This is a genomic window from Pseudomonas glycinis (assembly GCF_054871425.1).
The window spans coordinates 608,804-621,638 of sequence record NZ_JBTYHF010000001.1 but is presented as its reverse complement, the minus strand read 5'-3'; the positions used below and the strand labels follow the sequence as shown (position 1 = coordinate 621,638).

The following is a 12,835-nucleotide window of genomic DNA, read 5'->3' as shown; positions in this document are numbered from 1 at the left end:
CGCACCTCGAAAGAGGGCGGGGCTTTTTGTTGGTTATACGAGTTGACTGAGTATCAAGGCTGAAATCGATAAAGATCGCAGCCTCGTTTCACTCGACAGCTCCTACTCTTCGCCCATCTGCGACTGCAGATAGTTTTCCAGGCCGATCTTGTCGATCAGGCCGAGCTGGGTTTCCAGCCAGTCGATGTGTTCTTCTTCCGACTCGAGAATGTCTTCGAGCAGTTCACGGCTGCCGAAGTCGCCAACGGTTTCGCAATGGGCGATGGCGGCTTTCAGATCGGCGTGGCCGGTCTTTTCGATGCGCAGGTCGCATTCGAGCATCTCGCGGGTGTGCTCGCCGATGTGCAGCTTGCCCAGGTCTTGAACGTTCGGCAGGCCTTCAAGGAACAGGATGCGCTTGATCAGCTTGTCCGCGTGTTTCATCTCGTCGATGGATTCGTGATATTCGTGCTTGCCGAGCTTGTTCAGACCCCAATCTTCATACATGCGCGCATGCAGGAAGTACTGATTGATCGCGACCAGCTCATTGGCGAGGATCTTGTTGAGATGCTGGATGACTGTAATGTCGCCTTTCATGATCGGAGTCCTGCCCTGAATTAACCGTATATAAGGCGGAGTTTGAGCTTGGCAGTTATAAGTGTCAAACCTAAGTTATTGAATAATAAATGAAAATTAATCGGAATAAGAATGTTTGTGTTCCGCGTCTGGACGCTAAGCAATTGATTTTCAGGCATAAAAAAACCGGACATCTAGTCCGGTTCTTTGAAATGGGGCATTTACGCAGCAGTAAATTCTACCGGGTAAGGGATCGCGGCCTGGGCGGTTTGCAGCTTGGTCAGGGTTTCGCGCACCACTTCCTTGGCAAGGCAGGCGCATTTGCCACACTGGCTGGCGACGCCGGTGGCCTGGCGAACTTCTTTGTAGCTGCAGCAACCTTCATAGATCGCTTCGCGGATCTGTCCGTCGGTGACGCCAGTGCAGAGGCAAACATACATAAGTAAGAACCGTCGCTGGTTGTGACTCAATTGCGATGGATCTTAATGTTAACGAGAATGATTGTCAAAGTGCTTTCGGAACGCTTCGCAGCAAATTTCCCAGCGACTGACGAACGGTATTTTCCAAATGCGCGTCTGACCCCATGAATACGCAGTGGATAACCGGACAGGGAAAATCCGTTACGGACAGGCCAAACACGCAGTGTATGATGGTCGTCCCTTGCGAAGAGGGTTCGTGTCACAGGGCTGTCGCCTGAGGGTGACAGGCTGGCCCGGACCCTGAACTTCAAGTTTTTACACCAGGAGATATCAATGAGCGTACTCGTAGGCAAACAAGCCCCAGACTTCACCGTCCCGGCCGTACTCGGCAATGGCGAGATCGTTGACAGCTTCACCCTGTCCTCGGCCATCAAAGGCAAATACGGCCTGGTGTTCTTCTATCCGCTGGACTTCACCTTCGTCTGCCCGTCCGAGCTGATCGCTCTGGACAACCGCATGGCTGACTTCAAGGCGCGCAACGTTGAAGTGATCGCTGTGTCGATCGACTCGCACTTCACCCACAACGCCTGGCGCAACACTCCAGTGAACAATGGCGGCATCGGCCAGGTGAAATACACCATGGCTGCCGACATGAAGCACGACATCGCCAAGGCATACGACGTTGAATCCGAAGGCGGCGTGGCTTTCCGTGGCGCGTTCCTGATCGACGACAAAGGCGTGGTTCGCTCGCAGATCATCAACGACCTGCCACTGGGCCGTAACATGGAAGAGCTGATCCGTCTGGTCGACGCGCTGCAATTTCACGAAGAGCACGGCGAAGTCTGCCCGGCCAACTGGAAGAAAGGCGACAAAGGCATGAACGCTTCGCCGGAAGGCGTTGCGGCTTACCTGACCGAGAACGCTGCGGCCCTGTAAGGCGCAACGTCGAGGTACAAAAAACCGGCCCACGTGGCCGGTTTTTTCATGCGCGGGATTTGCTCGACGAGGATCAGTCGTCGAAGTCTTCCCAGCCGCCCATCTGCTTCCAGCGATTGACGATGCCGCAGAACAGCTCAGCGGTCTTTTCGGTGTCGTAACGCGCCGAGTGCGCTTCACGACCGTCGAAATCGATGCCGGCGGCCTGACAGGCTTTCGCCAGCACGGTCTGACCATACGCCAGACCCGCCAGGGTCGCGGTGTCGAAACTGGAGAACGGGTGGAACGGGTTGCGCTTCATGTCCAGACGCGCAACTGCGGCGTTGAGGAAGCCCAGGTCGAAACTGCTGTTGTGTCCGACCAGAATTGCCCGCTTGCAGCCGTTGGCTTTCAGCGCCTTGCGGATGCCACGGAAGATGTCGGTCAGCGCGGTTTCTTCGCTGACGGCCATGCGCAGCGGATGATCGAGCTTGATCCCGGTGAACTCCAGCGCTGCCGCTTCAACGTTGGCGCCTTCGAATGGCTCGACGCGGAAGAAGTAGGTGTGATCCGGGTAGACGAAACCCTTTTCATCCATGGCGATGGTGGTCGCGGCAATCTCCAGCAAGGCATCGGTGGCTGCGTTGAAGCCACCGGTTTCTACGTCGACGACAACCGGCAGGTAGCCGCGAAAACGCGCTGCCATCGGATGACGGGAACCGCCGCCGCCACCTTGACCGTCCAGTTCATCGTCGAAATTGTCTTCACTCACGCGTGTTCCTCCAGCAGGCGCCAGCGCAGTTTTTCACCGGCGCGCAGCGGGATAACGGTCAGCTCGCCAAATGGCAGACTGGTCGGGGCGGTCCATTCTTCACGGACCAGGGTGATGCGATCGGTATTTGCCGGCAGGCCGTAGAAACGCGGGCCGTTGAGGCTGGCGAAGGCTTCGAGCTTGTTAAGCGCGTTACGCTGTTCGAACGCTTCGGCATACATCTCGATGGCGGCGTAAGCGGTGTAGCAACCGGCACAACCGCAGGCGGCTTCCTTGGCGTGCTGGGCGTGGGGCGCCGAGTCGGTGCCGAGGAAGAACTTGGCGCTGCCACTGGTGGCGGCGTCGAGCAAGGCTTCCTGATGGGTATTGCGCTTGAGAATCGGCAAGCAGTAGAAGTGCGGCCGAATCCCGCCGACCAGCATGTGGTTGCGGTTGTACAGCAGGTGATGCGCGGTGATGGTCGCGCCGACGTTGGCCGAAGCCTCATTGACGAACTGGACGGCGTCGCCAGTGGTGATGTGTTCGAACACCACTTTCAGTGTCGGGAAACGCTCGACCACGCGGCGCATGTGCTCGTCGATGAAAATCTTTTCGCGGTCGAATACATCGACGTCGCCACGGGTGACTTCACCGTGGATCAACAGCGGCATGCCGACTTCGGCCATGGCTTCCAGCGCCGGGAAGATCTTGTCGATGCTGGTCACGCCGGAATCGGAGTTGGTGGTCGCGCCGGCCGGGTACAGCTTGGCGGCGTAGACGAAACCGCTGGCCTTGGCCTGACGAATTTCTTCCGGTTGGGTGCGGTCGGTGAGGTACAGCACCATCAACGGCTCGAACTGACTGCCGGCCGGGCGGGCAGCGAGAATGCGCTGACGATAGCCGTCGGCTTCAGCGGCGTTGCGCACCGGCGGTACCAGGTTCGGCATGATGATCGCGCGCCCGAAGGTGCGGGCCACATCGGCAACGGTATTGGTCAACACGGCACCATCGCGAAGATGAATGTGCCAGTCGTCGGGACGCAGCAGGGTCAGGCGGTCGGACATGAGGGGATTCCAGGCGGGTCAAACTGAGGCGAATGCTACCGGAAAAGACTCTTGCAGGCACCCGCTATCAAGTTTTGCCACAAGCGTCCGATATCCCGGAGGTATGCCGTAAACATTGTGTGAATCGGTGTTTGTGTTTCACAAGCCAATGGAGCCTCCCGTGCGCCAGCGTTATTTAGCCCTGCTCAGTGTGTTTGCCAGCCTTCCCGCGATGGCGCTGACTTACCAGACCCGTCTGGAGAACATTGAGTGGACGGTCGCCGGCGACCAGTTCGAATGCCGCCTTACCCAGCCGATCACCGATTTCGGCTCGGGCGAGTTCGTGCGCAAGGCCGGTGAGCAGGCGATCTTTCGCCTGAACGCCTACAACGCCATGCTCGGCGGCGGTTCGGCGACCTTGCTCGCTGCCGCAGCACCTTGGCAGCCAGGGCGTGGCGACATCAATCTGGGCTCTGTGCGTCTGGGCAGCGGCAACGTGTTGTTCAACAGCTCGCAATCCCAGGCCGGGGGATTGATCAGCGGTCTGCTGGACGGTCGCAGCCCGGTGGTACGCCGTGCGTCTGGCGATGGCCGCGTCTCCGAAGTGCGTTTGTTGCCGGTGAAATTCAGCAAGGCGTTCAACGACTATCAAGGCTGTGTGGCGAAATTGCTGCCGCAGAATTTCGACCAGATCAAGCAGTCGCAGATCGGCTTCCCCGGCGAAGGCGTTGAGCTGGACCCGGCTGCCAAGGCCAAGCTGCAAGTGATGCTCGAATACATGAAGGCCGACCCGACGGTGAACCACATCGACCTCGACGGCCATTCCGACAACAGCGGCAATCGTCTGACCAACCGCGAATTGTCGCGCCGCCGCGCGCTGGCGGTGGTGGATTTCTTCAAGGCCAACGGCATTCAGGAATCGCAGATCACCGTGCGTTTCCACGGCGAGCAGTATCCGATCGTGCCCAACACCAGCAAGGCCAATCGTGCGAAGAACCGTCGGGTCAACGTGAAACTGTCGCGCGTCGCAACGACTACCGCCCCGGCTCCGGCGCCGCAAGCGAGTACGCCGGCCACGGCCGCAACGACTTCCTGACTCGCCGGTCATCGTCGCGCTCTCGACAGATTCTGTCGCTTTGTCGTCTTAAGCTGTCGCGCCTCTGTAAATTATCGCGTTTGAGCGGTAGACTCCCCGGCTTTCCGTAGAACCCCGTGGAGTGATGGCATGGCGGACGTAAACAAGGTCGTTCTGGCGTATTCCGGCGGCCTGGACACTTCGGTGATCCTCAAGTGGCTGCAGGATACTTATAACTGTGAAGTGGTGACCTTCACCGCTGATCTCGGTCAAGGCGAAGAGGTCGAGCCGGCCCGCGCCAAGGCTCAGGCCATGGGCGTCAAAGAAATCTACATCGACGACCTGCGCGAAGAATTCGTACGTGATTTCGTGTTCCCGATGTTCCGCGCCAACACCGTTTACGAAGGCGAGTACCTGCTGGGTACTTCCATCGCCCGTCCGCTGATCGCCAAGCGCCTTATCGAAATCGCCAACGAAACCGGCGCCGACGCCATTTCCCACGGCGCCACCGGCAAGGGCAACGACCAGGTGCGTTTCGAACTGGGCGCCTACGCGCTCAAGCCAGGCGTAAAAGTTATTGCCCCTTGGCGCGAGTGGGACCTGCTGTCCCGCGAGAAGCTGATGGACTACGCCGAGAAGCACGCGATCCCGATCGAACGCCACGGCAAGAAAAAATCTCCGTACTCGATGGACGCCAACCTGCTGCACATCTCTTATGAAGGCGGCGTGCTGGAAGATACCTGGACCGAGCACGAAGAAGACATGTGGCGCTGGACCGTCTCCCCGGAGAAGGCTCCCGACACCCCGCAATACCTGGAACTGACCTACCGCAACGGCGACATCGTCGCACTGGACGGCGTCGAAATGACCCCGGCCACCGTACTGGCGACGCTGAACAGGATCGGCGGCGAGCACGGCATCGGTCGTCTCGACATCGTCGAAAACCGTTATGTCGGCATGAAGTCCCGCGGCTGCTACGAAACCCCGGGCGGCACCATCATGCTGCGCGCTCACCGCGCCATCGAATCGATCACTCTGGACCGCGAAGTCGCTCACCTCAAAGACGAGCTGATGCCCAAGTACGCCAGCCTGATCTACACCGGTTACTGGTGGAGCCCTGAGCGTCTGATGCTGCAACAGATGATCGATGCTTCGCAGGTCAACGTGAACGGCGTAGTGCGCCTGAAGCTGTACAAGGGCAACGTCATCGTCACCGGTCGCAAGTCCGACGATTCGCTGTTCGACGCCAACATCGCCACCTTCGAAGAAGATGGCGGCGCTTACAACCAGGCCGACGCGGCGGGCTTCATCAAGCTCAACGCGCTGCGCATGCGCATTGCTGCCAACAAGGGCCGCAAGTTGTTCTGAGTGGCTCAGACCCACGCGCAATAAAAAGGCGGCCAGTTCAGGGCCGCCTTTTTTTTCGGATTTTTCATCGGGTTCATCAAGCCGTTTCTCTTGTCTGCCCGCTTGCGGGATGTGCCACGCCTGTCAGCTGGTTCGCCCCAGCAGGGTAACTGTCTGTGTGCACAGGTTGTAAACGACACACAGTGTTGCACCTGAGCTTTTCTTCGCCTGTTTGATCTGTTGCAGCGAAGTATGCGCCAGAGAGTCCGAAACATGATTCGACAGAAAAACCAGCACTCGCGGATTTTTTTTACCGGCGCTCCGAAGAGTGTCGAGAATCGCATCGAACTCCCTGGACGCGTCAACGTCCCGGGCGTCGATGATGTTCAGTTCGCTTATCAGCGGTGACAGTTTGATCGTCTGCACCACGGGGTTCGCTTGGCCATCGATATCGGTTGGTGGGTCAGGCGCGTTGTGAATCCTGCATGGACGCTGGAATCCGCCGCTCCCAGTGTTGCTGGACACCACGCAGCTGGTTATCTCGAAAGCGCACGATCCATCGGTTTTTCGCAACGGTACTTTTCGTTCGCTGTCGCGTTCCGAATGTTCAGCCGCCTTCAGGAAATTTTTGTCCTTGCCGAAATCCGAGGGCGAGTAGAGCGAGCGGTGGTTGAAGTTGAGCGTGATAAAAAAAAGAAATAACAAGTAAAACGGAAAGCTGATCAGGAACCAGACATAAATCTCCCGGTCCTTGTTGTCGAGAAACGGCAGCGATACCGCCGCTGAAGTTTCCGAGATAATGGCGAATATCGCGATGACGGTCATTGGGTTAGTGATCTTGTTCGTTATCTTGAGCATGATTCAAGTTCTATGTTGTTTGTTTGAGGTTGAATATTTCTATATATAGCAAAAGCCTTCATTGAAGTTTCAGGCTGTTGTTTCCAAGTTTTATAGAAGGGCTGCCGGCGCGTCGAATATGCAGTAGCGGCGGTTCGTTACGTCGTATGTCGAATCGGCAGCCAGCAAAGTGGTCCAGGAAAGTTCAAATGGCTCGATTGGAATTCGGAGCTGCGTTGGACGTGTGCGCAGTAAACGGAAATTCGCTGCGGTCTTGAAGGACGGGAAGCAATTGCGATGGATGCGACGGGACCTATTTGTGGGAATTATCCTCAATGCCTGTAGGGAATGTCTCTCGATGCAAATGCGTGTAAAAGTTGCCATCCCTTGAAGCAAGTGACTGGGATATCGTGCGTGTTCTAAAAATTCGAACAGCGAAAACTGGACTTGCCCATGAATAAAGTGCTGATCGTGGATGACCACCCCGTCATTCGACTTGCGGTACGTATGCTGATGGAACGGCATGGCTACGAAGTCATTGCAGAAACGGATAATGGCGTTGATGCACTACAAATTGCTCGTGAACAAATACCGGATCTTGTCATTCTGGATATTGGAATACCCAAACTCGATGGACTGGAAGTTATTGCTCGCCTGACTTCCACCGCCATGCCGGTGAAAGTGCTGGTGCTGACTTCCCAGGCTCCCGGACATTTTTCAATGCGTTGCATGCAATCGGGTGCAGCGGGTTATGTGTGCAAGCAGCAGGATCTGACCGAACTGCTGAGTGCGATCAAGGCAGTTCTGTCCGGCTACAGCTATTTCCCCAATCAGGCCCTGCACACTGTGCGTACCAGTCTGGGCAATGCGAGTGAGGCGGACATGGTTGATCGTCTGTCCGGGCGGGAAATGATGGTGTTGCAGCAATTGGCGCGCGGCAAGACCAACAAGGAAATCGCCGACGGCATGTTTTTGAGCAACAAGACTGTAAGCACTTACAAGACTCGCCTGTTGCTGAAACTCAATGCGCGGTCTCTGGTTGATCTGATCGAGTTGGCGCAGCGCAACGGCCTGGTTTGAACGATTCGACAGCTGAGACCGTCATGGGCCGATCAAGCTCGGTTGTCGCAGAAAATGAAAAGCCTCCGCTTCGGGAGGCCTTCAGGTATCACAGATCAAAATCGTAATCGGCCAATTGCCTTTGCAGTCGGCGCTCCTCAAGCAGGTTGTCGATTGTGCGACGCTTGCTGAGGTTGGTCTTCGCCACCTCGACCACCGGTTCGACCTCATCGGCCTCGACGGCAATAAAATCTTCTTCTACATCCAGTTGCTCTTTGTCGGTACTCATGAAGTCAACTCCCGGCTAAGACTGCCTTTGGCGCTCCTTATATCGACATTACTGCGGCGGGTAAAAAAGATTTTTTCAATCGATGGATACGAAAAACCGATGACGGCTCAATCGTCAGAAGTTTTATGTTTGTATTCGCACAGATCTTCGATGCGGCAGCTGCCACAGCGCGGTTTACGCGCCAGGCAAACATAGCGGCCATGCAAAATCAGCCAGTGATGGGAGTCGAGCAGGAATTCTTTCGGTACAAACTTCATCAGCTTCATTTCAACTTCCACCACATTTTTCCCGGGCGCGATTCCGGTGCGATTGCTGACGCGGAAAATGTGCGTGTCGACCGCCATGGTCAATTGACGGAAAGCGGTGTTGAGCACCACGTTGGCGGTCTTGCGCCCGACGCCGGGCAAGGCTTCCAGTTCTTCTCGGGTTTGCGGAACTTCGCCGCCGTGGCGTTCAACCAGCAAACGGCAGGTTTCAATGACGTTCTTCGCTTTGCTGTTGTACAGGCCGATGGTCTTGATGTACTCCGACAGCCCCTCTACACCCAGCGCATGAATCGCGGCGGGTGTATTGGCGATGGGAAAGAGTTTGGCGGTCGCCTTGTTGACCCCGACATCGGTGGACTGCGCCGAAAGAATCACCGCAATCAGCAGCTCGAACGGCGAAGAATAGGCCAGTTCGGTTTTCGGCTCGGGATTGTCTTCGTGCAGTCGGCGAAATATCTCAAGACGTTTTGCAGCATTCATGGGCGATGCGTTTCCTTGATGACAGAGTTGCGGCGTGTCCACGCCTGACGTACGGCGAGAAGCAGGCCCAGTAAAACGAAAGCGCCGGGGACCAGCGTAAACAGATGCAGCCCCTCGGGGAACAAACCCAGACCTTGCCAATGCTCCGAAAGACCTCGGCCAAGGCTGCCATAACCGATGATCTCGCGCAGCCCGCCGACCACCAGCATGAGCGCGCCGAACAAGGCGCAGCGTATTAAGCTGACAGCGACGGGCTCGCGGAAGGCACCGTCGTATTCAAGCACGACGCAGTGCAAGGCGATCAGCCCTATGTAGAGCTCAGACGTCTGCTGCCATGACAAAAACCAGCGTTGCGCCATGATGTTTGCGCAACTGGTCAGCGTCGCGGCAAGTATCAGGCTGGCTAGCAACGCACGGGTGCCCGTCAGGCGTTCGCGCAGCGGCGACATGCAAACGGCAAAAACGCCGAGCACCGCGCCGAGCATCAAGGTTATCCCCAGTGCAGCGCTGAGTGTTTGTGTGGCGCCCAATAGCGGCACCAGCATCAATAAACTCGCCGTACGTTTCATGAGCCAGTCCCCAACAGCAGCGCCCGATGTTCATCGAAATAACGCAGTGCGTCGTGAATCGCGTTGATGGCGGCACGGGAGGTAATGGTCGCGCCAGCGATTTGATCGAACTGCCCCTGATCCTTTTTCAGCGCCCAACCGGCGTCTGTCGGCTCAGTGCGGGATTTGCCGAGGAAGGTCTGAAGCCAGGCATTCGGCCATTCACCGATGTGACCACCCAATCCCGGCGTTTCGCGCTGCTCAAGGGTTTTCACGCCTAGAACTCTGCCGTTTGCATCGATGGCTATCAGCAGTTCCAGAGTACCTGCGTAACCTTCGCTGCGACTGCGCAACAGCACCGCAACTGTCTGTCCGGAGCGGGTCGCTCGATAGCCGCCTGACAGCGTGCTATGGCGCAAAACAGGCTCGGCGAGCGTCAGCGGTTGCTCCAGCGGCTGATTGTCGTAGAGCGCTGCAGGCATGACATCGAGCAGTTGGCGGCTATCGAGCAAGCGCTGCTCGCTGGCAATCTGCGGTGCACTGCTGCGCTGCAACACGTATGTCGCGCTCGCGCCTACGAGAGCCAGCAGTACAACCGTCACGACACTCGCCGAGCGGTTCATGTGCTCACCGGCAGATGGCGGCTGGCGGCGAAGCGCTCCAGCGTCGGCACCAGCAGATTCATCAGCAACACCGCAAACGCGACGCCGTCCGGGTAACCACCCCAAGTACGAATCAGATAGGTGAGCAAGCCGACGCCAATGCCGAACAGCAGGCGGGCGAGGGCGCTTTTCGCGCCGGACACAGGTTCTGTCACGACAAAAAATGCACCGAGCATGGTCGCGCCGCTGAGCAGATGAAACAGCGGCGAACCATGGGAATCGGACCCCGATCCGTTCCAGCACAACAGGCTGATGAGGAACAGACTGGCGAGCATCCCCACCGGTGCGTGCCAGGAGAAGATCCGCCGCTGCAACAGCCACAGACCGCCGAGCAGAAACGCCAGATTCACCCATTCCACACCGCGCCCGCCGAAGCGGCCGAAAGCCGGGTTGCTGGCGAACAGCTCATCGATGGTCAGGCTTTTATTGATGCGCAGACTGTCCAGTGCCGTGGCCTGCGCCCAGGCGTCCGGTGCTGGAGCCGGGTTGAAAACCTGTTGCAACGCCGAGAGGAAATCGAGGCCATGACCGGGCCAGTGGGTCATCGCTTGCGGAAACAGCACCATGCTCAGGGCAAAACCAAGCATCGCCGGGTTGAACGGGTTTTTGCCGACGCCGCCATACAGATGTTTGCCGAACAACAGACCTGAAGCGGTCGCAATGACAGTCAGCCACCAAGGGCAATAAGCCGGCAGCGCGGCGGCCAGCAACATCGCACTGACCAGCGCGCTGCCATCACGCAGTGCCGCTTGCACCGCTTGTCGACGCAGATGGGCGACCCCGGCTTCGACGAGCAAAGCACTGGCAACCGCCAACAGCAGATTGATCAACACGCCCCAGCCATACAGCCAGAACAAAGCGAGCAGCCCTGGCAGCGCTGCGAGCAGCACGGTATTCATCGCCTGTTGCAGGCGATCGTCCGCTGCCTCAAGGGGTGGCATGGTTTTGCACCTGGCGCTCGGCGTCAGTCACGGCTTGCTCCAGTGCTGCGATCTGCTCCGGCGCAGCTTCCGCTGCCTGGGCTTTTTTCAGTTCGGCGCGGCGCATGGCCAACTGGATCTTGGCTCGCTTGAGTTCGGCGTCGTTGCTCGGAGCAGGGACGGCGGGAATCACCGGTTGGCTGCTTTCCAGCTTCGCCAGCGCTTGCTCGGCGGCTTCGAATTGTTGCTGCAGGACGATCAGTTGCGACTGCTGTTCGAACGTCGGCGGATGGCCGAAAGCTTTCAGCGATTTATGCAACTGAGCCCGACTCATCGCCACATCGACCTTGGCCTTCTTCAGCGCCGCATCGGCGTTAGCGGCTTTTTGTGCGCGCACCCGCTCAAGTGCAGCCTGCACCGGATCGGCGGTCGAGACTTGCGGTTGTGCCGCACGCGCGGCTCGCGCTTCACGTTCAGCCTGCTTTTGCTGTTCTTCACGCAGCAGGCGCTGGTTGCGGCGCTCGAAACGCTGGCGCGCATGGTCACGTTTGATCGCGCGGGCGCGCTGTTCTTCGAGATCAAATGCGAGACCGCCAACCACTGGGATCGTGTTCGCAGGCAAAGGATGCATTTCGATGCAGTCGACCGGGCACGGCGCAACGCACAGATCACAACCGGTGCACTCGTCGATCAGCACCGTGTGCATGAGTTTTGCCGCGCCGACGATGGCGTCGACCGGGCAGGCCTGAATGCACTTGGTGCAGCCGATGCATTCGGCCTCGCGGATGAAGGCGACTTGCGGCGGTGCCGGGCCACGGCTGATATCCAGTTCCAGGACCGGTATTTTCAACAGCTCGGCCAGGGCAGCGATGGTTTCTTCGCCGCCCGGCGGGCACTTGTTGATCGGCTCACCGTCAACAATGCCTTGTGCATAGGGTTTGCATCCGGGATGTCCGCACTTGCCGCATTGGGTCTGCGGCAGCAGGGCATCGATGCGTTGAAGCAGACTCATGTTTTGATCAATCCACTGAATCCGAGAAAAATCACTGCGATCAGTCCGGCGCTGATCAGATCGATCGGCAGGCCGCGAAAGGGCAGGGGAATATCGTTGTCGGCCGTGCGCTCGCGCAGGTCGCAGAACACATTCAACACCAGCCAGAAACCCAGCCCGGCGCCGAGACTCAATGCTGTCGCGTGCAGCAGGCCTTGATCATTTTGCGCATTGATCAACGCCAGCCCGAGTACGCCGGCATTGCCAAGCAGCAGCGGCCACAATCCGTCGAACGGCCAATCCGGCAGCCCGCGCGCCAGCAGTTTCAGCAGCGGCGCGATCAACAACACACTCAACGGCAGAAACACGAACAGGCGCAGCGCTTCAAGCTGCAACGGCAGCAGTATCCACTGCCAGATCGCGTGACCGATAACGCCGACCACCACCATCAGGCACAACGTCGCCAACCCCAGCGCATGCACCTGGCGTCGGTTGCCCGCCAGCAGCGGAGCGACGCCCAGCGGCCAGTGCAACACGAAATTGTTGAGCAGCGCAGCACTGATCAGCGTTAACACGAGTTCGGTCATGGTTCTGCCAGCGAAACGGGCGGGTGTCTCTTAAGGGTAGGCACTATCGGGCCAGATATGAAAAATCCCACCGGCATGCAGAGCACGTCGG

Annotated in this window: 16 protein-coding genes; 4 read left to right on the top strand and 12 right to left on the bottom strand. The window is 58.1% G+C overall.

The window, feature by feature from the left end:
- Nucleotides 1–102: 102 nt before the first annotated feature.
- Nucleotides 103–576 (bottom strand): bacterioferritin, encoded by a 474-nt coding sequence (bfr, locus tag ACYSTU_RS02760; RefSeq protein WP_016773403.1) that lies wholly within the window; start codon nucleotides 574–576, stop codon nucleotides 103–105.
- A gap of 200 nt (nucleotides 577–776) precedes the next feature.
- Complete coding sequence (locus ACYSTU_RS02755) at nucleotides 777–995, bottom strand: bacterioferritin-associated ferredoxin (protein WP_003227725.1); 219 nt, start codon at nucleotides 993–995, stop codon at nucleotides 777–779.
- Nucleotides 996–1,307: 312 nt separating this feature from the next.
- Between ACYSTU_RS02755 and ACYSTU_RS02750 the strand changes: the two genes are divergently transcribed.
- Nucleotides 1,308–1,910, top strand: coding sequence for a peroxiredoxin (locus ACYSTU_RS02750; RefSeq protein WP_003227723.1), 603 nt, complete (start codon nucleotides 1,308–1,310; stop codon nucleotides 1,908–1,910).
- A gap of 73 nt (nucleotides 1,911–1,983) precedes the next feature.
- Here ACYSTU_RS02750 and rnt read toward each other — a convergent pair whose 3' ends face one another.
- On the bottom strand, nucleotides 1,984–2,661 hold the full coding sequence (gene rnt / locus ACYSTU_RS02745) for a ribonuclease T (protein ID WP_016773404.1): 678 nt from the start codon (nucleotides 2,659–2,661) through the stop codon (nucleotides 1,984–1,986).
- Nucleotides 2,658–3,704, bottom strand: coding sequence for a dihydroorotase (gene pyrC / locus ACYSTU_RS02740; RefSeq protein ID WP_498995760.1), 1,047 nt, complete (start codon nucleotides 3,702–3,704; stop codon nucleotides 2,658–2,660). Before pyrC ends, rnt begins: the two co-directional genes overlap by 4 nt.
- A 160-nt stretch (nucleotides 3,705–3,864) precedes the next feature.
- On the opposite strand from pyrC, the gene ACYSTU_RS02735 reads away from it, so the two are divergent.
- Together ACYSTU_RS02735 and ACYSTU_RS02730 are read left to right on the top strand one after the other, a co-directional pair.
- Nucleotides 3,865–4,779 carry a flagellar protein MotY gene (locus tag ACYSTU_RS02735; RefSeq protein WP_498995757.1) on the top strand — a complete coding sequence of 305 codons (915 nt, stop codon included), beginning with the start codon at nucleotides 3,865–3,867 and terminating at the stop codon, nucleotides 4,777–4,779.
- Between the two features lie 129 nt (nucleotides 4,780–4,908).
- Nucleotides 4,909–6,126, top strand: a complete 1,218-nt coding sequence (locus tag ACYSTU_RS02730) for an argininosuccinate synthase (protein WP_011335737.1) — start codon at nucleotides 4,909–4,911, stop codon at nucleotides 6,124–6,126.
- A gap of 123 nt (nucleotides 6,127–6,249) precedes the next feature.
- Here the strand turns inward: ACYSTU_RS02730 and ACYSTU_RS02725 are convergent, their stop codons facing one another.
- A complete protein-coding gene (locus ACYSTU_RS02725) occupies nucleotides 6,250–6,963 on the bottom strand; it encodes a hypothetical protein (protein ID WP_016773407.1) in 714 nt (237 codons plus the stop codon).
- A 432-nt stretch (nucleotides 6,964–7,395) separates the two neighbouring features.
- Between ACYSTU_RS02725 and ACYSTU_RS02720 the strand changes: the two genes are divergently transcribed.
- Complete coding sequence (locus ACYSTU_RS02720; RefSeq protein WP_016773408.1) at nucleotides 7,396–8,022, top strand: response regulator transcription factor; 627 nt, start codon at nucleotides 7,396–7,398, stop codon at nucleotides 8,020–8,022.
- Between the two features lie 88 nt (nucleotides 8,023–8,110).
- Here ACYSTU_RS02720 and ACYSTU_RS02715 read toward each other — a convergent pair whose 3' ends face one another.
- The 7 genes from ACYSTU_RS02715 to ACYSTU_RS02685 form a co-directional block, all read right to left on the bottom strand.
- Entirely contained in the window at nucleotides 8,111–8,290 is a 180-nt protein-coding gene (locus tag ACYSTU_RS02715) for a PA3496 family putative envelope integrity protein (protein WP_016773409.1), read from the bottom strand.
- 107 nt (nucleotides 8,291–8,397) lie between these two features.
- Nucleotides 8,398–9,036 carry an endonuclease III gene (gene nth, locus ACYSTU_RS02710; RefSeq protein WP_116658215.1) on the bottom strand — a complete coding sequence of 213 codons (639 nt, stop codon included), beginning with the start codon at nucleotides 9,034–9,036 and terminating at the stop codon, nucleotides 8,398–8,400.
- Nucleotides 9,033–9,605 (bottom strand): Rnf-Nqr domain containing protein, encoded by a 573-nt coding sequence (locus ACYSTU_RS02705; RefSeq protein ID WP_136492790.1) that lies wholly within the window; start codon nucleotides 9,603–9,605, stop codon nucleotides 9,033–9,035. Before ACYSTU_RS02705 ends, nth begins: the two co-directional genes overlap by 4 nt.
- Nucleotides 9,602–10,207, bottom strand: a complete 606-nt coding sequence (locus tag ACYSTU_RS02700) for an RnfABCDGE type electron transport complex subunit G (protein WP_313870190.1) — start codon at nucleotides 10,205–10,207, stop codon at nucleotides 9,602–9,604. Before ACYSTU_RS02700 ends, ACYSTU_RS02705 begins: the two co-directional genes overlap by 4 nt.
- Entirely contained in the window at nucleotides 10,204–11,187 is a 984-nt protein-coding gene (locus tag ACYSTU_RS02695; RefSeq protein ID WP_217878762.1) for an RnfABCDGE type electron transport complex subunit D, read from the bottom strand. Before ACYSTU_RS02695 ends, ACYSTU_RS02700 begins: the two co-directional genes overlap by 4 nt.
- Complete coding sequence (gene rsxB, locus ACYSTU_RS02690; protein WP_217878761.1) at nucleotides 11,174–12,178, bottom strand: electron transport complex subunit RsxB; 1,005 nt, start codon at nucleotides 12,176–12,178, stop codon at nucleotides 11,174–11,176. The genes ACYSTU_RS02695 and rsxB overlap by 14 nt, the downstream gene beginning before the upstream one ends.
- The gene (locus ACYSTU_RS02685; protein WP_498995749.1) at nucleotides 12,175–12,744 is read right to left on the bottom strand and encodes an Rnf-Nqr domain containing protein; all 570 of its coding nucleotides are present in this window, start codon (nucleotides 12,742–12,744) and stop codon (nucleotides 12,175–12,177) included. Before ACYSTU_RS02685 ends, rsxB begins: the two co-directional genes overlap by 4 nt.
- Nucleotides 12,745–12,835: the final 91 nt, after the last annotated feature.